11 protein-coding genes are annotated in these 20,965 nt (G+C 34.9%); 7 read left to right on the top strand and 4 right to left on the bottom strand.

Annotated features, from left to right (window positions below; genetic code table 11):
- Positions 1-19: 19 nt before the first annotated feature.
- Positions 20-931 (bottom strand): T9SS type A sorting domain-containing protein, encoded by a 912-nt coding sequence (locus A8L32_RS02185; RefSeq protein WP_066627249.1) that lies wholly within the window; start codon positions 929-931, stop codon positions 20-22.
- Between the two features lie 585 nt (positions 932-1,516).
- Between A8L32_RS02185 and A8L32_RS02180 the strand changes: the two genes are divergently transcribed.
- The 5 genes from A8L32_RS02180 to A8L32_RS02160 all read left to right on the top strand — a co-directional run bounded on the left by A8L32_RS02180 (position 1,517) and on the right by A8L32_RS02160 (position 10,551).
- Positions 1,517-3,886, top strand: coding sequence for a GAF domain-containing protein (locus tag A8L32_RS02180; RefSeq protein ID WP_066627247.1), 2,370 nt, complete (start codon positions 1,517-1,519; stop codon positions 3,884-3,886).
- A 46-nt stretch (positions 3,887-3,932) separates the two neighbouring features.
- The gene (locus A8L32_RS02175) at positions 3,933-4,718 is read left to right on the top strand and encodes an SdiA-regulated domain-containing protein (protein WP_143524994.1); all 786 of its coding nucleotides are present in this window, start codon (positions 3,933-3,935) and stop codon (positions 4,716-4,718) included.
- A 129-nt stretch (positions 4,719-4,847) separates the two neighbouring features.
- On the top strand, positions 4,848-8,498 hold the full coding sequence (locus A8L32_RS02170) for a metallophosphoesterase family protein (RefSeq protein WP_066627243.1): 3,651 nt from the start codon (positions 4,848-4,850) through the stop codon (positions 8,496-8,498).
- A gap of 15 nt (positions 8,499-8,513) precedes the next feature.
- Positions 8,514-9,704 (top strand): Pycsar system effector family protein, encoded by a 1,191-nt coding sequence (locus tag A8L32_RS02165; protein WP_158027191.1) that lies wholly within the window; start codon positions 8,514-8,516, stop codon positions 9,702-9,704.
- A gap of 13 nt (positions 9,705-9,717) precedes the next feature.
- Complete coding sequence (locus A8L32_RS02160) at positions 9,718-10,551, top strand: phosphatase PAP2 family protein (protein WP_158027190.1); 834 nt, start codon at positions 9,718-9,720, stop codon at positions 10,549-10,551.
- A gap of 101 nt (positions 10,552-10,652) precedes the next feature.
- On the opposite strand, the gene A8L32_RS02155 is transcribed toward A8L32_RS02160, so the two are convergent.
- A complete protein-coding gene (locus A8L32_RS02155; RefSeq protein WP_066627237.1) occupies positions 10,653-11,813 on the bottom strand; it encodes a T9SS type A sorting domain-containing protein in 1,161 nt (386 codons plus the stop codon).
- A 255-nt stretch (positions 11,814-12,068) separates the two neighbouring features.
- On the opposite strand from A8L32_RS02155, the gene A8L32_RS02150 reads away from it, so the two are divergent.
- Complete coding sequence (locus tag A8L32_RS02150; protein ID WP_066627235.1) at positions 12,069-13,145, top strand: T9SS type A sorting domain-containing protein; 1,077 nt, start codon at positions 12,069-12,071, stop codon at positions 13,143-13,145.
- Positions 13,146-13,689: 544 nt separating this feature from the next.
- Here A8L32_RS02150 and A8L32_RS02145 read toward each other — a convergent pair.
- Both A8L32_RS02145 and A8L32_RS02140 read right to left on the bottom strand, forming a co-directional pair.
- On the bottom strand, positions 13,690-14,820 hold the full coding sequence (locus A8L32_RS02145; RefSeq protein ID WP_066627233.1) for a T9SS type A sorting domain-containing protein: 1,131 nt from the start codon (positions 14,818-14,820) through the stop codon (positions 13,690-13,692).
- A gap of 203 nt (positions 14,821-15,023) precedes the next feature.
- On the bottom strand, positions 15,024-19,385 hold the full coding sequence (locus A8L32_RS02140) for a discoidin domain-containing protein (RefSeq protein ID WP_066627230.1): 4,362 nt from the start codon (positions 19,383-19,385) through the stop codon (positions 15,024-15,026).
- Between the two features lie 240 nt (positions 19,386-19,625).
- Between A8L32_RS02140 and A8L32_RS02135 the strand changes: the two genes are divergently transcribed.
- Positions 19,626-20,840, top strand: a complete 1,215-nt coding sequence (locus A8L32_RS02135) for a 6-phosphofructokinase (protein ID WP_066627221.1) — start codon at positions 19,626-19,628, stop codon at positions 20,838-20,840.
- Positions 20,841-20,965: the final 125 nt, after the last annotated feature.

Genomic DNA, 20,965 nt, shown 5'->3' with positions numbered 1-20,965 from the left:
TTTTTAGTTGTTTGATGACTTATTTAATCATCACTTTTTTTGTTGTTGTTCCAACTTTAACAATATATAAACCTTTTGGTGCATCCAACACTACAGAAGATCCTGCCACTTCACCTTCCGTAACAAGCACTCCACTTAAATTATATAACTTATAAGTACTAACTTCAACATCTGTAACATATAAAGTATTGCCAATAACCGAAATATTGTCAGCGGCAATTTCATCATTTAAATCAGTAGATACTCCTGATCTCCATTCAATATAATCAATTTCAAAAGCTGCATCATCAGTTGATACATGAGCACTACCTATTCTAACCAAAAGTTTAAGTTCTTGATTTGTCAGTTCACTTGCTATATTAAAATCAACAACTATATCAACCCATTCATCTGTATCTACAAAGTCACCTTCATCATCAGTATCTACAATCGAAGAACTTGAAAGCCATGTAACCGTAGAGGCATCAACAGAACTAATTCCACCTAGTTTATACGCTCCCCATATAAAACGCATATCATCAAGTTCGGTAGAGTTAAAATTAGTCCATGACCCAGCATCCTGAATAAACGCCCTTAATTCAAAAGCACCACTATTAGCTTCAGCGCCTCCTCCTGGTGCATTTCTCAATCTAATCTTCATATTATAATCACCTGCAGAAAGACTTGTAATTGGAGACGATGTAATACCTGCAGTCAAATCAGTACCGTCACTACTAAGTGACGTCACTCTCATAACTGTTTCTGTTCCATCCGCAGCCGTACTAAATGATAAATTACCTGCCGCAGCATTATTAGTCCCATTATTTGCATCTATAGACCATCCTGTTGAAGCATTCATATTCCAGTCTACACTCGCATTTTCAAGAATATTTTGTGCATTTGCTGTAAAGGCAACTAAAATTGCCATCATTAAAAAGTAAAGTTTTTTCATGTTTAAATTATTAAGGTTATTAAATAAATATTTTAACAACACTAAAATATAACTGCAAAAAACAATCCTTAGGGGGCTAAATAAAACGATAACGGAACCCATGGTATTTTGAGACTACACTTTCACTATTCACATTAATACATCACTAAATATCAACCTCTTAAAAACAACAAGAGCATCTCCTTTACGAAAATACCCTTTATTATTTTATTTTAATCAGTGACTTATTTCACCATCACCTTAGTAGTTTATTGGATATAATCTATTTTCATATTAACATGAACATATTTTTATAAATACAGCTGGCTTTATTAACTACATCAAATCATACAGCTTGAAAGTCCAAAAAACAAACCAGTGTGAATCTACACCATTATTCTATGGCACAATCATTTTATTATAAACATCTATATCACATAACTGTAGATAGATTAGCATCATAATAGTTTGGTTCCTATCTTTTAGTAGGTAAAATAAATCCTTTATCCGCCAATATAGTCGTTTGATTCTTCTATTTTGTAACATACCTTTTCTGTGCTTTATATTTGTAAGCTCAGAAACTTGAATACCTAATACGTTTTGTATATGAAAACAAAAAGTAATGAAATTATATGTGACTTTGAAGAGACTCCTTTTCAAATGTCATTGAGTTTTCATCTCTTAATTGAAAAGATAGAAGAAATAAGCAGGGATAAACAAAACCCCTATTTTCTTAATGCCAATGATGTATTAAAAAAGGTAAAACAATTACCTGAATTATCAAATGTTATTACTGATGTATCGTTATTAGAAAATCATGCTGATTTGATAAAGCAATTGATGAGCTTTGTGATTAACCCTTTAAATGAAAACATTGATATATCGGCAGTATTTTCTCATTTCGATAGAAAACCCATTCATACCAGTGTATTATACGATGAGCATATAGGTAATTCAGCTTTTTCTATTGATTACGCTATTCATTTAGCACCCAATCAAGACCTTGTATTTATGGTTTTTCAAGCTTATCTAACCATATTAAAAAAGTATTATAATTTTGATTTTGAATCCAATGTTCCATTTACTTATAAGGTAACAAACAACCTTACAGGCGCTATAAATTACTATACTAAAAAGTTTGACATTACATATTTAGATGTTATTGCTAAGAAAGAGCTTAAACCTTTAAGTAAAGATGAAATATTTGAGCTTTTTGATCGCGCCAAAGATTTAAGTTTTTGGAATGAACGCATTCCTTTGAGCGACTTTGAGTTTTCGGGTTTTGTAACTAGTAATTACATAAACGTTACACATGATCATGTTATGTCTGAGTTAAAATCAGACTTAATGGATAAAAACTCGATATTACAAAAACAAGGCTTCGATAAAGTAATTGAAAGGGTTAGGGTTTTAATTGATAATCCTAACATGAAGTTTGGTATTGCTGTTCGTCCGAATTTTCAGGGAGGTAAATACCATAACGATTTTTGGAGAAATACGATTCTTAAGAACGGGGTGGATATGGACATTTTAAAAGAAAGCACCTACGAAACAGCCCGTGATACAGAACAAATTGTAATAATTAAGGATTATTTGCCCATTAAAGACGAACACAAATTAAATGCTGCCTTTGTAAATAAAGGAATTCGATCGCATGCCGTCATTCCATTATTTTTAGATGATGATATGGTGGGCATGATGGAGTTTGCTTGCGAAAAACCCAACGCCATCAACATGTTTCAGATAATGCGTTTGCATGATGTTTTCCCCATTTTTGCACTAGCCTTAAAACGCTCACGCGAAGAGTTGAATGATCGCATTCAATCGCTTATACAAAAAAACTTTACTGCTATACATCCAACTGTAGATTGGAAGTTTAGAGAGGTTGCCTCACAATTGCTCACCCAAAATAATAGCGATGTTCAGGCAATTAACGAACCAATCGTTTTTAATCAGGTAATACCAATCTATGGAGCTTCAGATATTCGGAGTTCATCTGTAGAACGCAACAAAGCTATCAAGCTCGATTTGCAGGAACAATTAAAAATGGCTAAAAATATTTTAGTAGAATTTAATCAGTATAAATCAATTCCGTTTGTAAATGATTTAATGTACAAAATAAATGAGAATAGTAAGTTGGTGCAAACAGGGTTAAACTCGGGTGATGAAGTTTCTATTGTAGAGTTCATGAAAAACGAAATTACGCCTGTTTTTAATATTATTAAATCTCGCGTTCAGCAAATAGAAGAGCCGATTAACAAATACTTTAATCAACTAGATCCTGAGCTGGGCATCTTGTATAAAAAACGTAAGGCTTTTGAAGATAGCCTTACCTTAATTAATAACAAGGTAAGTGAAATAATCGACCAAGAACAAGTAAATGCCCAAGAGGTTTTTCCGCACTATTTCGAAAAATATCGTACGGATGGCATTGAGTATAATGGTTATATTGGCCAGTCATTGGTTCACGATATGGAATACAGCGATTTGTACCTACGCAATATTAGGTTATGGCAATTGCTTGTTAAGGTTAAGGTAGCACGTAAAATACAATCCCTTCAACCAGAACTGCCCATTAAATTAAATATAACCCAGTTAATTCTCATTCACTCTAACCCATTGAGTATTGAATTCAGACAAGATGAAAAGAAATTTGATGTAGCTGGAACTTACAACATTAGATACGAAATTACTAAAAAACGTATTGATAAAGCTCGCATTAAAGGCAGTAAAGAACGCGTAACACAAGTAGGTAAAATTGCTATTGTTTACTCACATTCAAATGAGATATTAGAATATCAAAAATTTATCGATTACATGATTTCAGAAGGTTATATTACAAGTAACATAGAATATCTTGAACTGGAGGACTTAAAAGGAGCTTCAGGATTGCACGCCATCCGCTTAGAAGTTAATTTTGCTTGTGAAAAAGAAACTGAAGTACAAAAATCTTTGTCATGTGTTGTTAACTTATAAACAAAACAACCATGTTGGATCTTTTTTTTCTACAATTTCAAAGCTTATGAAACTATTTATTTATCTCATCATTTTCATCTCAATAAATGTAACTTTTAATTCTTGTTTTAAGCAAAACACAGTCTATTCATTTAATCAACCCTCTGAGGTATTTAAATTGTCGTCTGAATTAAATGAAATTTCTGGATTACAAGCCATTTCCGATTCGGTAATATTGGCAGTGCAAGATGAAGACGGGTATATTTTTTATATAGATGCCCATACAGGGGAAATTATTAATAAAAAGAAGTTTGGAAAAAAAGGCGATTATGAAGGTATTACATTTTATAAGCAAAGTATTTACGTGCTTAAAAGTAATGGGACTATTTATCGTATAAAAAACAAAAAAAGTAAGATATATTCGTTTGGTAAAAAAGGGAATTTTGATTTTGAAGGATTGTGTACCGATGATAAAAATGATCGTTTATTATTAGCTTGTAAAAAACATGGAAATAAGAATAAGCTAGACCATATTTATATTTACGGCTTTTCATTATCTGACAAGCATTTTATTGATTCGCCTGTTTTTAAAATAGAGAAAAAGGATGCTTATAAAAAGTTTCAACCATCGGCCATAGCCATACATCCCAAAGGAAATATATTTGTATTGAGTTCTACTGCAAAAATGCTACTGGAACTTTCCCCACAAGGAAAGGTTATCAACCATCAACATTTATCGCCATTCATATTTAACCAACCCGAAGGAATTACTTTTTTAAGTAACGGCGATATGTTTATTAGTAATGAAAAGAAAAAAGCATATCCAACCTTACTTAGATTTAATCGCAACTAAATAGTGAACTACCTCGGGGCAAGCCCTGAGACATAAATCAGAACAATAACTATAATTAACGAGGCAAACCTCGAGGTATTAAACCTTTTAGCGATCCCAATAAAAAGAATTATTTTTTGAATTTGTACTATGTTTAAACATATAGCAGTCTGTTTCTTACTTATTTCAATCACTTCCTGGGTAAATGGGCAAAAACCAGTAATGCCTAGCGAAGAGCCATTATATACTTTGTTTATGCTGGGAGACACCGGGGAAGACACCTTAAGTTCAATGCCTGTATTGCGAATGGTAGAGAATGAATTAAAGAAAGTAGATCCGAACAATAGTGGGCTTATATTTTTAGGTGATAATATTTACCCATATGGCTTAAGAAAAAAATCGAACGAGAACCGAGCCGAAGATGAGTTAAGACTAGGTGTTCAATTAGATGTGGCAAAAAACTTCGGTGGAAAATCCATATTTATTTCTGGAAACCACGATTGGGATAAATTTGGAACAAATGGTAAAAAAGCGCTAAAACGGCAGGAAAAATATGTCAATAAATATCTAGATAAGAAACATGCTTTCTTACCAGAAAACGGATGTCCTGGTCCCGAAGTGGTTAAGCTGGCACCAGGAATAGTAATGATTGTTATTGACACACAATGGTGGCTACACCGTTACGATAGATCAACAGGCTTGCAAGATGACTGTGCTTGTCGTAATGAGGAGGAGTTAGTATTATTGTTTAAGGATGAATTGAAAAAACACAGGGGAAAGCATATTATTATTGCTGCCCATCACCCACTGTACAGTAACGGCGAACATGGTGGAAATTTCACACCCAAAGATCATATTTTTCCGCTTACTCATGCCATGCCCAAAGCATATGTACCATTACCTGTATTAGGTAGTATATATCCATTCTATCGTAAATATATTGGCCACAATCAGGATATTGCACATCCAGTATATCAAGATATGGTTAACCAAATCACTAAAGCTCTTTACGAGTACGATGATATGGTTTATATAGCCGGACACGAGCATAATTTACAGTTTCATCAACAAGAAACCGTACACCATATCATCAGCGGAGCGGGTAGTAAAACCTCTCCTGTCATTAATAACAGTAGTTCCAAATTTGCTCAAGCGCAAAAAGGGTATGCTAAATTACTTTACTATGCCAACGGGAATGTTTGGCTACAGTTTTTTACCGTTGAGAACCCAAACTCTCCAGCGTATGAAACCTATCTATATCATAAAGACGTGGAGCTTAATCTGGATAAATTAAGCAAAGGCACTACAAGTTATAAGAACAAGTTTGCCACTGTTACGCCTAATCCCGATTACGCTGCATCCGCTTTTAAAAGATTGTGGTTTGGTGATTTAAACAGAGATGTATGGACCACACCCATCAAAGTTCCTTATTTGGATATTAATTATGAACACGGCGGTTTAACACCAATTAAAAAAGGTGGTGGACAGCAAACTATCTCTCTGCGTATGCAAGGCGGAGATGGTTACCAATACAGTTTACGTGGCGTACGTAAAAACTCTATGTTTTTGATTGAACGAAATTTACGTGGCACCATTGCGCAAGACGTTATTTATGATGGAATGGCTGGTTCGCACCCTTATGCTGCGGTAACTATTCCTAAACTATCTAAAGCGGCTGATATTTATTATGCCCAGCCAACGTTGGTTTATGTTCCTAAAGATTCTGTTTTAGGAACTTACATGGAGGAATTCGGAGGAATGTTTTGCTTGCTAGAAGAAAGGCCTGACAACGATATGTCGGCTTGGGATAATTTTGGAAATTCTAAAAAGGTGCTAAGTTATTCCGATGCTATTGAAGATATGCAGACGCATCATAAACATGTGGTGGATAAGGACTATATGGTAAGAGCACGTTTGTTTGATATACTCATTGGCGATTGGGATAGGCACGATGATCAGTGGCGTTGGGCGACGTTTAAAGAGGATGGAAAAACAATTTACAGAGCTATCCCCAGAGATAGAGACCAAGCTTTTTTTCAATATGATGGGGCTTTGTTGTCTATTAGTAACAGAAAGTGGTTACTGCGTAAATTCCAACCGTTTAGAAATGAAGTTAGAGACATGGCTGGTTTAGGATTTAATGCGCGTTTTTTCGATAGGGCTTTTTTAACCGAAGCATCTTTAAACGATTGGCTTATTCAGGCTAACTATATTAAAAACAATGTTACCGATGAAGTGATTGAAGAGGCTATACGCGAACTTCCTCAGGCTGGCTTTGAAGTAAATGGTGAATATATCATATCCACTTTAAAAGCAAGAAGAGATCAAATGGAGCAATTTGCAAAGGAGTATTATCAAATTTTATCCAAAACAGTAAGTATTCATGGTACACTAGACGACGATTATATTGATGTTATACGGAAAGAAGATGGTTCGGTAAGTGTAAATATGTATCCTCGAAAAAAAGGAAAGCGAGTAAAGAAAAAACAGTTTTTTAGCCGCACTTTTAATATAAACGAAACCAATGAGATAAGGATTTATGGATTAGAAGGATCCGATGAATATCGTATAAAAGGAGAAGTTAGTAAAAGCATAAAGGTTAGAATAATTGCTGGAGAAGATAAAGATAAAATAGTGGATGAATCTAAAGTTTCTGGATTAAGAAAGTATACACTCGTGTATGATGACAAAGGCAAAAGTGCCATAACCACAAGTAACGAAACCAAAGTAAAAAAACTATCGTCGAAAAAGGCTTACGATTACGATCGAAAGGATTTTAAATATAATCACCTTATGCCATTGATATCAACAGGATATAACAAAGATGATGGTTTTTACTTAGGTCCAGGTTTTAAATATATACGATATGGTTTTAAGAAAGAACCTTACAAGTATTATCATAAACTTTTAATGAATAGAGCTTTTGATTTAAATGCATATAATTTTTTCTACGATTTTGATTACAGAGAGCTAATAGGTCCTTTTGATTTATCAGGTTCGGCACATATAAAACTACCTGATATTTATATGAATTTTTCCAATGTAAATGATGAAAACATCAACTTTGATGATTTAAAATACAGCGCCTTGATGAATGATTATAACTACAACTTAAGTTTAAAATTATCATCAGATAATCAGGCACATTTATTTAAGTTTGGAGTTAATTACCAGCATGTTGATTTTGAAAAGATACCACAAAACATTAGCCCCAGCTGGGAAACTCAAGCTCAAAATTATATTTCGCCAGCCATTTGTTATTCGTATCAAAATGTGGATAATAAAGCCATCCCGCACCGAGGCTTAAAGTTTTACGTAAACTTGGAGTATAAAACTTCTACAAATACAAACAATGTGAATGTGGCAATGATAAACACTTATGCTACTTTGTACACACCTATTTATTTAACATCTAAGCAAACAACCTTAGCTTTACGTACTGGTTTTGATGGTAATTTTGGCGTTTATGCTTTTTATCAATCTAATTATATTAATCCATCTCAAAACTTCAGAGGAGTGCAACGTAACCGCTTTACTGCAAAATCATTTTTATATCAAAACATAGAATTAAGGCAAAGTTTGTTTAAAGTGCCCAATTACATCACACCTTTTGATTTTGGTTTTATTGGACATTTTGACCTAATTAAGCTTTGGAAACCTGATATCCTCGACGAAAGATGGTATACATCCTATGGTGTTGGTGCTTTTGTAAATATTTTAGATTCGTTTATAATTAATGGTACATATTCAATATCAGAGCAAAATAATTTATTTACATTAGGAACTAGTTTCTTGTTTTAATAAACCATGAATAAAATGAACTATTCAGCATTGATAGAACAATGTATTAAGATAGTCGCTGACAAGCAAAAGGGTGATTGTCCAAAATCTTTGCAGTATCATAATATGTCGCATACACTTTACGTGTTGCAAATGGCTACTCAAATAGCAGAGAATACTTTGGGAGAAGAACATGCTGATATTGAAACGATTCAGTTGGCCGCTGTATTTCATGATGCTATATATATTTGCGACAAAACCGACAATGAACAAGAAAGCGCTTTGTTTGCTCAAAACGAAATGCAGAAATTAGAGTACCCTATTGACAAGCAAGAGCAAGTTAAGAAACTAATTTTAGCTACTCAATGGGGATATAAACCACAAACGATACCTGAACAAATTATTATAGATGCGGATTTAGCTCATCTACAAAAAGCATCCTATATTAAAAATGAATTCCAAAATCTCTTTGAGGAAACCACGCAGTCCAGAAAGCTTACAAAAAAGCAATGGATAGATGAATGCATTGAATTTTTAAGTGTGCATCAATACTTTACCACTTATGCACAAAAGAACTTCTCCAAGGGTAAAAAAGATAATTTAAATGAACTACAAAAAATGAAAATAGAAGATAAAATAGACACCCCCGAAATGATAACAGAACCCAAAGAAAAAAAGAAAAAGAAAAAGAAGAAAGCTGCTGCCGACAGAGGTGTTGAAACTTTATTCAGGGTTACTTTACGTAATCACACTACTCTTAGTCAAATAGCCGATAACAAAGCAAATACACTCATTAGTATTAATGCTATTATTATATCAATCATATTATCTACCCTGTTTCCTAATTCCAGCTCAAACCCAGCTTTAATAATGCCTGCAATCGTTTTACTAACACTCTGTTTAATCACGATTGTATTAGCCATAATAGCAACGGTTCCTCGCACCACTCAAGGATCACTTACGCGTAATGATATACTGAATAAAAAAGGAAATTTAGCTTTTTTTGGAAATTTCCATAGCATGAGCATGGATGAATACGAATGGGGAATTGGGGAATTAATTAAGGACAAGGATTACTTATACAAGAGTCTTACACGAGATTTATATTACCTTGGTAAGGTGCTTAAAAAAAAGTATTTTTTCTTACGAATAACATATTTTACTTTTGTAGCTAACCTTGTTATCTCTATTTCATTTTTTATTTTAAGTCTTCATTTTAATGGTTAAACCTATGGTGTGTGTGTCAAGTAAGTTGTCTTTGGTTGTAATGCTTATTTTTATTTTAAGCTCCCCTATTATTGGACAAAAACAAGATTCCTTAAAGCACCAAAGTGTTTATAAAGTCAATCATAAAATCGAAATTGGAATTTCAGTGGTAGGTTTATTAACGCTACCTCAATTATATCGTATCTCAGATAAAAATGCATCTCTTTCAGAAAATGATGTACTCAAATTATCTCCCTCAGATGTAAATGCTTTTGATCGGCCAGTACTAAATTACTCCGAAAAAGATTATGAAAAGGCCCAAGATATTTCTGATAATTTAATGACAGGTACTATACTGGCATCGGCACTACTTTTTTTAGATAAAGAAATTAGAGATGATTGGTTAGATATAGTTGCCATGTTTGGAGAAGCTCATTTGGCCGGAACCATGTTGCACCAAGTTTCTGTATTTTCTGTTCGTAGGGCTCGCCCACTTGCTTATAACACCAACTTACCCATGGATATGCGTACAGGTGAAAACATGAGTAATTCCTTTTACAGCGGTCATACTTCAACAACAGCTATTAGCTCTTTTTTTATCGCTAAGGTTTATTGCGATTACCATCATCTTTCTACTTGGCAAAAAATAGGTATTTATGCAGCAGCCACCATACCACCTGCAACAACTGGATACTATAGAATGAAAGCAGGAAAACATTTTAGAACTGATGTGCTTATGGGTTTATTTATGGGTGCTGCCACAGGGATTTTAGTACCCGAATTTCATAAACGTAAAGATCATTCATTAACTGTGCTGCCTATTTATAATAATGGAGTTTTAGGTGCTACAGCTTGTTTAAAAATTTAAAATAACTCTGTAAGTATCTATATTAGACCATCTACAATTAAAAACAACAAGGGCATCTCCTTTTCGAAAATGCCCTTTATTATTTTATTTTAATCAGTGATTTATTTTACCATCACCTTAGTAGTTTGTGTACCTACTTTTACAATGTATAATCCTTTAGCTAAATCTAAAGTTTTAGTATACTCAGAACCCACAAATTCATCCTCAGCAACTACAACTCCACTTAAGTTATATACTTTAACTTGGCTTGTAGCTGCTTCAACATCTTTAACGTAAAGTGTTTTTCCTGATACAAAAACTAAACCTTTAGCAGTAGCAATAGCATCGATTTCTAAATCTGTTGAATGCCCTAAGAATCCGCTTAAAATTGCAAAATTATAATTTGGATCAATTTCCCAATCAGCACCATCAAAACCAACATATAGCGCTAAATTATCTAAAGTTGTTAAACCTACAGCTTCATCACCAGTTTGGTCATCATCCAAACTTCCAGTTGCATCGTAATATACACCCAAGAAAGTAGCTGAGGCACTTGCGTGAACCCTAGTAATAGGCTTATTACCATTAGAACTACCATAAAAAGAAACATTTGTAAAAGCAGCTGATCCTCCTTGCAGAAAACCAACTAATCCAGCACTACCCCATCCAATTAAAACCGAAGAATTAGACCAACAATCCGTCATTGTAACACTTGACCAAGAAGCACCTACAAAGGCTCCTCCCCAGCCACCACATGTAATACTTCCTCCATCAACGAAACAGTTTGATATGGAAACACCTGCAGTTGGTTGCCCTACAAGAGCGGCCACCCTATTCATGCCTGTTGCGGTGATGACCGGGTTTACTAAACCTAAGTCTTTTATTTCTGCGGTAACTACTGCTCCAAATAAACCTACTCCATCATTTCTATTACTTTCAGTAACATTACCCTCTCCATCAGTAGTTTCATCTAAAACTTCTGTAACTTTTAAATTGGAAATAACTTTATTATTTCCATCAACAACTCCTCTAAAAGTATTCGCAGTTGGCGTACCTGAATCACTAAATCCTATCGGTGTTATTATATTAGACCCCATATCGATATCATCGGTTAAAATATAATTATATTCCGTCCCCCATAAACTTGGATTCTCCGAAAGATATACCAAATCACTTGCTGAACTAATCTCATAAGGACTTCCAACTGATCCATCACCATTTAGCTGAGCATTAGCACTAAAAGCAACAATTGTTGCTACTAATAAAAAGTAAAGTTTTTTCATAAAATTCAAATTTTTAATTAAGTATTATTTTATTTACCATTACGGGTATACCCTCTACATTAATCTACAGAAAGACATATTCATCCTCGTAAGGGGGGTATTTCCAATGTACATATATTGTCTAGCCTATTACAATACTAGTCAAATAGTGATTTTCATTAAGATTATAACCACTCAATTTGATATAATTTATCCAACACAAGAATTATTTAAAAGCTAATTTTACTGTATTGTTTAACATTAAATAAAAGATATATGAAAAAAATTTACACGCTTATTACTGCACTTGTATTTGTATTTAGTGCCAATTCACAAACAAGCGTTCTTGAAGAGGATTTTAATAATACCGGTACGTGGTATACTGATAAACAAATACAATGGGATGCTAACTGGATGGGTGTATCCAACAATAAAGGCTGGATAGCTAATGGCAACGGTCAAATTATCGGCTTTGGCTGGAGAGGTGGAACAGAAAGCGCAACTCCACTTAGTAGCTGGGCAGTTGACGAAACTGTAACAATTACAGTAAATGTAAGTTTAGATTTTACCCCAGATGTTATTCCTTGGGCTCCAGATCCAAACCCTAACCCAATTGATGCTAAATTAGTTACTAGAACAATGAGTATCTTTGGTCTAACAGCAGATATTACTGCTGGTGGCGGACAAAATCAAACAACCGCTTCAACTCATAACGCCAACACCTTAGGTTTTCATGTGAAATTTGATGCTGAAACTGGAGAAAGTGGAACTATGAACTTTTTATCTTCTTTTGATGGAGCCGTAGCAGATGGAATTAGTGTTGACGCTGAAAATATTGGACTATACTTAAGAGGTTTAACTACTCCTGGAGTTGCCTCTGGTGACCTAACTGCCCCACATGATTTAGTAGGTGACAACAACACTGTTATTTACCAAATGACTAAAACTGCAACTAGTGGAGAATTTTCCGTAGCTCTAAGTGTTAACGGTTCAGTAGTTGGTCCTTTTACAGTTACAAACTCAACTATTTACGATGCGACTGATGCATATTTCACCGCATGTTCCGACGATGGAGGTTTTTATGTTTCTCTTGATGATTTTAATATTGAGAGAAATTCAATCCCATTAAACGCAACGGAAGCAATCATTGATAATTCAAACATTTACGTTGCATCAAATACACTTTATATTAATGATACTTCGGCAAAAGAATACATAATTTATAATCTAAGCGGTAGCGTTATTAAGCAAGGTCAAATTAATGGTGGACAATTAATTGAGCCTTTACCTATTAATAAAGGTCTATACATTGTTAAAGTAGGTTCAAAAACACAAAAGATTATTGTAAAATAATTTATCCGATTAATAAAAAGAGGCTGTATCAGTATGAGGCGGCCTCTTCTTTTTAGTTACAATTTATAAGATAGCCCCAACAGAAAAACAATCCTTAAGCTCAATATTTCACCTTGAAATTGATTATATCAAGGTTTCTTAACTTAGTCAACTTACAAATTGAAAGTTTGTAGTCCGAAAAATTGAGTTGTGATACAGCCTCTTTTTTTTGCTTCCAATACTAAATCCAATATTAAAAGCCTAAACTTAAAACTCCTTTATTTACTCCCACGAATAGATAAAACAAACCACTCCTTCACTTTCCTTAAATACGGAATAAATTACAATCTCTCAACTATATCCCTCACACAAAACATCATAATAATGATGTACTAAAATTTTACACTTAACCGCTGATCTAATCATCTGAAGCACTGAACCACCTCACTATGCGCTAAATTATCATTTACAGACAGTTACAAACCTAACCAATACTCAAACAGTCAAGCACAAAAAAAGGCATTCCCCAAGAAGAATGCCTTTCAACCATTATTTACAACTAATACTAATCAACTTTAATTTTAGTTGCTAAGGCACCAACCTTAACGATATAAATTCCTTTTTGAATATTTAATGTTTCAGTAAAGTCTGACCCAGCAAACTCACCTTGTGCCACTAGTACACCACTCAAGTTATATATAGTATATATTCCTTGCTCAACTTCTTCGGTATCGATATAAAGTGTTTTACCAATACAAATTACTTTACTATTTGAAATATTAACATCAGAAATAGCTAATGGAAGACCTGCAAAACCTTGTAAAGTTGCATAACTTCTATTTGCATCTATTTCCCATGTTGAAGTGAAATCAAATCCTGTATAACTACTTTGAGCAGATAAATCCGTTATTTCTGTTGTATTTGCATAAGCAGCACCACTTCCTTGCTTATAGTAAGCATTAGTTACATTTACTGTTGCGATAACAAAACCAATAACAGCTCCTTGCGTATCTCCATCAGCTTTTGAACCATAAACAGCTACATTAGTTACATTTGCCGTTCCACCTTCAACAACTCCAATTATTCCACCAGTACCCTTATATTTATCTGTACCTACAGCATTAATAATAACACCTAAGTTGGTATAGCAATTAGCAATAGTTACGGTTCCGTTTTTAACCCAACCAACAATACCACCCATACCTCCAGCAGCACTTATATTTCCACCATCAATAAAACAATTACTTACAGAAACAGTACCTTCTGATGAACCTATTAAGCCACCAGCCCTATTAATAGTGGACGTATAATTTAAGTTGACAAGTCCCAAATCCATAACGGTTGCATCCTTTGCTAAGCCAAAGAATCCCATCTGATATGTTTGATTAACTCTTGGTGTAATTGTCAAATTAGAAATCGTTTTGTTATTTCCATCAAAAACTCCCGTGAAAAACACATCTCCTGCTCCTGCATAATAACCTAACGAATAAAAAGTATAGCTAATACTACTCATATCAATATCAGCAGTAACAATAAATTCTTTGTCGTAATTAGCCTCATCGGTAGATAAAGTAACCAAATCAGCAGCTGTTGAAATTTGATATGGATCTCCTGACGTTCCTGCACCACCAGAATACTGTGCTTTAGCACCCATTACACATACAATAGCAATAATTAAAAAGTAATTTTTTTTCATGTTCTAAAATTTTAAGATAATTAATTAAGGTTTAAGCAATTTGCTTCGTCCAAATGTAAGTGTGTAGGGTAAATGAGTAGGGAAATTAATTAATATAGAAAGGGGGAATTATTTTTACAAGCAAGAACCCCAGTTATTTAAACACAAAAAACCCAACACAAAAAAAAATGTATTGGGCTTTATTATTGAAGTATGTACTTCTTTTATTTCTTCACCATTTTCTGCATCATCATATTACCTGCAGAATCTGTTAACTGTAATATGTATATCCCTGTGCTAACTTGCCCCAATTGAACCTGAATTGGATTTTGACTACAATCTAACTGCGTAATTAACTTACCATCTAAAGCATATACATTGGCTTTAACAATGGTATTCTGACTAGCATACACCTGAAATGATCTAATAAATGGATTTGGATAAACATCTACCCCATAATCTTGAGGAGAACCCACAGAACTATCTGTTTGGTCATACCACCATAAATCTAATTCAGCTATAGCCGTAAAAGGAATATCAGTATTATTTTGAGCTTCAGATAAGGCCACTACTTTTAAATACCTTCCTGTAGTCGTTTCGGATAAGAAAATACGGCGCATTTCTTTATACTCTTCTTTACCTGGATTTTTTGCCCATCTTATATAATCAGATTTTACAGCCTCTCCCCAATTACTTTCATCATTAGAAACAAATATTTCGTAACTCCCTATAGATCCATTAGGTCCCCATTCATCTTGACGAGAGTAATAATCTATAAAATCGAAGCTGGTTTCTTTTCCCAGATCAATATGTATTTCGTGAGGTAAGGCAGGTTTAGCATCCTTCCACTCAGTATGCCAAAAGGTGCTCATATCTCCATCAATAGCCATATCTTTGGTGGAATTCTCAGATTCACTATCCGCATATAACACAGTCCAATCTGTTTTGGCCAACTTTACTCTACTTCTATCTTTTAAAACATGTACAAAGCAAGAATCACTCTTCTCATCATTCTCATTTGAAACAGCATAAATCCACGAAGACCCTGTTCGTAAGCCTTTTATGTTTCCACTGGCATCTACGATAGCCACGGTAGTCACTTCCGAAGACCAATCTATCTTTTTGTTTGTGGTATTTTCAGGACTAACAGTTGTTTTTAAAGCATAACTTTCTCCTGCAAAAACATAAATAGTATCATAGGCTGTATATAAATCCTGTATTAAAACATCAGGTAATGTAACTCCTCCCTCAATAGGCGACTCAGCCGTATTAGGGTCTTTTGCCACACCTGCTTTATCAGGCAAAAATAAAACCAATCTATCCACACAATGTCCCGCAGACCGGCCACCATATTCTATTTTATAATCCCCCGCCTTATCAAAAGTTGCATAAAAAGCCATTCCATTCACTTTAGCTCCGCCAGCATGTGTTTCTCCATAACACTCATAAACAAACGGATCTTTCTGTACCCAAGCTTTAGTATGATGATCTAAAGTATATTCGCTTGCATTTTTTGTACCATAAAAGCGACAGCCATCACCTTCAATAAAAATCCACGAATCATTACCTGCATCACCTGTGGCAGCTTCAGGGTCGCGTGCATTTCTCCATAAAAAACGATAGGTTCCTGGTGTGTTAATACGAATATCATACTCCACCATTTTAGCTGTATTAACACTATTCATATTATTAGTAGATGAATAACGCAAATATCCTTTTCCCGTAGGCTGAGTGCTACTAACTGCATTGTTTTTTAATACAAACCCAGCTTCTTCATAACCACTAGCACTTTCAGCCTCAATCACCAAATAACCATCATTCTCAATAAATACTTTATCTCCTGTTACAACCGTTCCGCAGCCTTCAGCAATAAATGTGACATTCTTCCATCTACCGCGAGAATAAGCTGTTATATTACCTTCTGGAATTTTCCCGTTGGTATGGGAACTAAACTCCACCTGAATTTCGGCTCCTTTACCCACACTAACACTTGTCCACGTGTGCGAAGCAGGACTATAATCAGTGGTTGTTTCTGGGTTTTTAAATTCACCGATTAACTGACCATCTATTTTTAACTTATAAGTAGATTCACCATCTAACTCACATAAAGTATTAATAGTAATATCATATGTCCCTGTGGTTCCTGTAAAAGTTGATTGAGCAGCAGCAAACTTATCTTTATAGTTAGCAGCATTAATAGCTAAGCACTGATTATTATTGTCTTTATATGCTGGCTCAAAACCTGTAATGCCCGAAAACATTGGAAAATCTTCATAAGAAGTTAATACAATTGGATCGCATGTTGGTTTGTCCGGCACATCAATTACATCGGTAGGTGCTCCACTGTTGCCATTGTGTGTAAAATTACTTTCGGTAATTAAAGCTACCCAGTCATCATTGTCGGGGGCAGTAATTGACTTTGCTCCTCCTCCAGTAATTCCAGTAGCTCCATCTTGCAAGTCCCCTCCATCTCTTGGATTAAACCATTTTACACTATAAGTTCCTGTACCTAAAATTACATTGGCTGATCCACCGTTGGGCATATAAACTGCATAAACTACATTTGTTTTAGATAAGCAAAATCCAGTTGAAGTTAGGTTATCACTTTCGCTCATCTCCCAAAATGGGATATATAAATTAAAGAAATCCAAAGCATGCTTGCAGTACTCCCATGAATCGTTACGCGTGGTAAAATCCTGGCACGTTAAATCACTATGATTCCAATCGTAACCAAAATAATACTCCACACCAGCACCTCCAGCCATTATATTACCCCATAAGGTTTGATGTCTGATGGCATGTTTATTGGGCACTGTATTTCCTTTTGAATCTGAGCCCGAAACAAATGAATCGTTAGGAACACCCCAAGTGGCAGGCCCTTGTTCGTCGTTAGCAATTACCCAAGCCTTACCGGCGTTTTGAGATTTTGCAATCCAAGTTTTCGTTAAATCATGAACCTGATTATATCTACATTGTATGGAAGCTCCTGTTAACTCTGATTTAGTACCTAAAAGAGGTGTATAAATCTTATCCTGATCGCCTGGTGCTGTATGCAATACAACATGATTTTTATAGGGATCATTATCTTTAAAATATTGAGCCATAGCAATACGTTGCGCATCATTTTGTAATGGTCTTTTACCCTCATTAAAACTCGCACCATTTTCTTCTCCTAAATTCCAATTAAGTGCTAGATGATGACCAAAACGCGCAATCAATTCTCTATAATATAAAGCTCTATCTAATGTTGTATTTCCATCATCCAGCTTTCTTTCATTTTCAGTTTCCTGTGTTTTAAAATGTAAGAATAAACCAATGGATTGAGCATACTCTAATACCACAGCCCACTGATCTAACTTAGAACAGTCAAATTGCTTATAGTTGGTATCAGAAATATATGGATAAACGTTTTTATCATCCCCACTTATATTCATCGTTAAAAACGAAAAAGAATTCAAGCCCTTTGAAGCCAAATAGTTTAAAGAACCAATAATAGATTTCCCTTTATTACCCAACCAAGTAGGGTCACCTTCGCGCCATTGAAAAGCATGTGCTGCGTAGCTTTTTTTATAACTGCCTTTATTAGGTGTATTATCAAAACCCTCGTAAGCCAAAAAGTTCTCTGGTGAATCTGGCCCAGCTTTTATATAATACTCTCCATTCTCTTGAAACTGAAGATAACGCCCACCATTATATTTTAAACGACCTCTGGCTCTAAAATCGCGTCCTATTTTATCCGATTCAGCCACATCAATAGTTCCTGTTTTACCATCCAATACGGCAACAGTAGCACCCGCTGCTCCATTTATCGCAACATCAGTCCCAGACACAAACGAAATACTATAAGTCCATGTTCCCACTTCATCTGGACAAAAATGAACTTTCCATACCTTTCCTTCGGTGGCATGTGTATTCCCAGCGTTTCCATCTGCCGCAAAGTATCCAGGAACAGTAATCGTTTTGGAATCTTTAGTAAATGTCACATCAAATCTGTAATCTTTAAAAGGATTTGGATTACCACCTTCCGTAGCTTTTGGCCCACCACAGTTTAAGGTAATGTTATGCCATTTCTTTTTTTCACCGGTAATAATTATTTGACCATCCGCAATTTCCAATGGATCTCCAAGCACTTCTTCACCTCCTCCGGTATCTGGCACTATCGTTTTACTAACTGTAAAAGTAAAAGAGGAAGCTGCTCCTGCTCCCGGAGTAACCTCTAGAGTGTAATCTCCATTCTGAATAGCAGGAGGGCTATCAAAACCGCGCTCCCAATCTAAGTAGTCACCACTCTGATCGCCAAAGCAAGCATATACTGCAGTTCCTTCGGCATGTGTAAACACGGTACCATCTGGGTAGGTTAATTTAAAAGAACATTTAGCACCTCCATCTAGTGGTTCTGGTGAGGTAATCGCTCTAAAATTAATGAATGGATAGGTATCCATATCAATAGTTTCGCCACTGGCAGGCATATCCTTTATTTCAGCATCTGTACTGGCATTTATTAATACCAGTCGGCTAAGCGATTGTGCATTTACTGTTATGATTAGGCTAAACAGCAAAGCCATGAAAAGCGTAATTTTTTTCATCCAATTGTGAGATTTAAGTCATGTAAAGAATCAACCTTACATGGGTTGTTTTTAAGGTACCACAATATACTATTCAATTTTAATTGCACTGGGGAAACAATACGCTTTAATCAAGGGGTATTTTGTATACAATATACATTTGCACCAGCTTCAACTCACCCATTTCATTTTAATAAAGAATTTTATAACTTTAGCTTACACATAGTTACAATCCCTTATTTCTAACTAAATCCTATTATCATGAATAAAAATGGTCTTACAATTGGTATTTTAACAGGTGGTGGAGATGTTCCTGGATTAAATCCAGCTATTAGAGCTGTAACATTACGAGCTATTAGAGAAGGATATGATGTTATCGGAATCAAAAATGGATGGAAAGGTGTAATTAGTATTAATAGAAGTAAACCTTTAGAGGAACAAGAATATTGTCTTCCATTAACTGCGTTAACCGTAGATAGAATTGGTAGAACTGGAGGTACTTTTTTACATTCAAGTAGAACAAAAGCCACCAAAGTAGCCTTTAATGATGTCCCTGATCATCTTAAAACAACTTATAAAGATGAACACAATGACCTCACTAACGAAGCTGTTGCCAACTTAAAACACATTGGCATAGACTATTTAATTCCTATTGGAGGAGATGATACGCTAAGTTATGCTGTTCGCTTGCACAAAGAAGGTATCAAGGTCATTGGAATACCCAAAACAATGGATGGCGATGTTCCTGGAACTGAGTACTGTATTGGCTTTAGCACCTGCATTACCCGAACCATTGAATTAACGCATGAATTAAGAACCTGTGCAGGATCGCATGAGCGCTTTCTAGTGCTGGAAGTATTTGGACGAAATGCAGGATTTTCTGCCCTTTTGCCGACAATTGGTGGCGCTGCTGATAGATGTGTTATACCAGAATACTCCATTAATACCGAACAACTAACGGCCCTCATGGTAGAGGATAGAAAAAATAACCCAAGTAATTATTCTGTAGTATTAGTATCCGAAGGAGCTACATACGATGGTCAGAATATTGTATATTCAGATGCAGAAACAGATGCCTTTGGCCATAAAAAATTAGGTGGCATCGGAGAGCAGATAGGTAAAGAACTTAAAAAGTACTCTGCAAAATACAATAATGGGCACGAGATAAATATCATCAATCAGAAGTTAGGGTACCTTGTTCGTTCAGGTCAGCCCGATGCTTTAGACTCCATTATACCTACAACCTATGGAAACATGGCTTTGGACTTGATTAAAAAAGGTGATTCAGGAAAGATGGTTTGTATTAAGGATGGTAAATTTGATGCAGTTTCAATAGAAGCAGTGCAAAAGGATCACAAAGGTGAAAGTATTAAAAAAGTTAATATTGAAAAGTTTTACGACACGAATAGATACAGGCCTATTTTTAATGATATTATGGGACAGCCTATGATGTTTTTAACCACGGACTTTAGCTAAAATAATTGAAATGGGTTTCTTAAAGTGAAACCCATTTTTGTTACATGAATATTTAAACAAAGCCTTTCTTTGCGATTTTCGATGCATAAGTTACTTTTGTGGCTTGTTCATACAAATTAGTTTTG

It is taken from the genome of Labilibacter marinus, from assembly GCF_001659685.2.
GTDB lineage: Bacteria > Bacteroidota > Bacteroidia > Bacteroidales > Marinilabiliaceae > Saccharicrinis > Saccharicrinis marinus.
The sequence above is the reverse complement of the archived record's forward strand: the minus strand, read 5'-3'. Positions and strand labels throughout refer to the sequence as shown.